At 63.2% G+C, this 1,283-nt stretch carries 3 protein-coding genes; all 3 read right to left on the reverse strand.

The annotated features are described in order from the left end of the window. The coding region (locus tag AX735_RS02105; RefSeq protein WP_202189480.1) for a transposase at positions 1 to 357 on the reverse strand (357 nt) is incomplete at its 3' end. 31 nt (positions 358 to 388) lie between these two features. Further along, complete coding sequence (gene tnpB, locus AX735_RS02110) at positions 389 to 745, reverse strand: IS66 family insertion sequence element accessory protein TnpB (RefSeq protein ID WP_066045784.1); 357 nt, start codon at positions 743 to 745, stop codon at positions 389 to 391. Continuing rightward, positions 742 to 1,197 carry an IS66-like element accessory protein TnpA gene (gene tnpA, locus AX735_RS02115; RefSeq protein WP_066045783.1) on the reverse strand — a complete coding sequence of 152 codons (456 nt, stop codon included), beginning with the start codon at positions 1,195 to 1,197 and terminating at the stop codon, positions 742 to 744. Before tnpA ends, tnpB begins: the two co-directional genes overlap by 4 nt. Positions 1,198 to 1,283: the final 86 nt, after the last annotated feature.

The following is a 1,283-nucleotide window of genomic DNA, read 5'->3' on the forward strand; positions in this document are numbered from 1 at the left end:
ATCGTCGATATCGACGATCTGCTCGATCCGCTCGAGGTGCGCAGGCAGCGAACCGCGGTTGGTCTTGCGGGGACGATCGCCCTTGGGCTGAGCCGTTCCAGCCTCACGCGCCGCACGGGCTGCGCCAAGTGCCGTCTCGATATCCTCAAGGCCCAGCTGGAGCTGGTCGGGATCGAGCTGTTCGGACTTGCGGCCGAAACGGTGTCGCATGAACGCATCGATGATCGACTGCAGCCGCTCGATCTCTGCGTCAGCTTCGCCCTTGGCAACCGTCACGTCGGCAAGCTTGCGGGACTGATCGAGCGCCAGCGCACGTAGCGCTTCGATGTCTTCCGGCAGGTCCGCTTCCATCAGCATGATGGCAGTGAATCAGCAGACGAAAGCCTCGTCAACCGGCAATCTGCGGCGCTATCGGGCGGCGTCCGCCATGCACCCTCCGCCAGTCGAGACCCTCCAGCAAAGCGCCAAGTTGGGCTGCCGTAACGCGCATCACACCGTCCTGGATACCAGGCCACTTGAAGCCTCCGGACTCCAACCTCTTGGCCATTAGGCACAGGCCCGTGCCATCCCACCAGACCAGCTTGATCCGGTCAGCGCGCTTTGCCCGGAAGACATAGATCACCCCGGAATACGGATCGCCGCCATACTCAGCGCTGACCAATGCGGCCAGTGCGTCAGGACCTTTGCGGAAATCCACGGGCCGCGTTGCCACCATCACCCGCGTGCCAGGGCCAGGGCCGATCACGCACGCGTCCTGAGCGCGTCAATGACCGCTGCGATGACACCAGCATCGGCACCGCGAGCTATCTTTACAGCGACACCGTCGATCTCCAGCTCGACCACGGCAGATGCAGCGCGGCGTAGACGGCGTGGGCTGCGACGTGAAGGCCCAGCCTCTGGAACAGGGTCAGGCGTGATCACCGCTGGCACAAAGGCGGCACCTTCTGTCTCCAATGAGGAAACGTCCAGTCCCTGTTCCTTGAACTGCCTGATCAGCTCCTTGCGCCAGCCATAAATCTGCGACGGATCCAGTGCATGGCGCCGAGCGACAGCGCTGACCGGCTCCCCTCCAGGCCAGCACTCCGCGACAATCGATGCCTTCACCTCAGGCGGCCAATCCCTGCGCCTGCCAGCGCCGGTGAACACCTCAAACCGCTGAGCACCCTTACTCACAGGATCGTCACCAGGGATTATCATAGGAGCAGCGCCTCAATCATTGCAGAGGCGCGCAAAGTCGATGCTGTCAGCGATCAGCGCAAGGTGGGGTCAGCGCCCCGCTTACG

The organism is Blastomonas sp. CCH1-A6, from assembly GCF_001556365.1.
GTDB lineage: Bacteria > Pseudomonadota > Alphaproteobacteria > Sphingomonadales > Sphingomonadaceae > Blastomonas > Blastomonas ursincola.

Coding starts and splice junctions, on each gene's coding strand:
- tnpA (WP_066045783.1), bottom strand. CDS start 1,197: ATGATAATCCCTGGTGACGATCCTGTGAGTAAGGGTGCTCAGCGGTTT.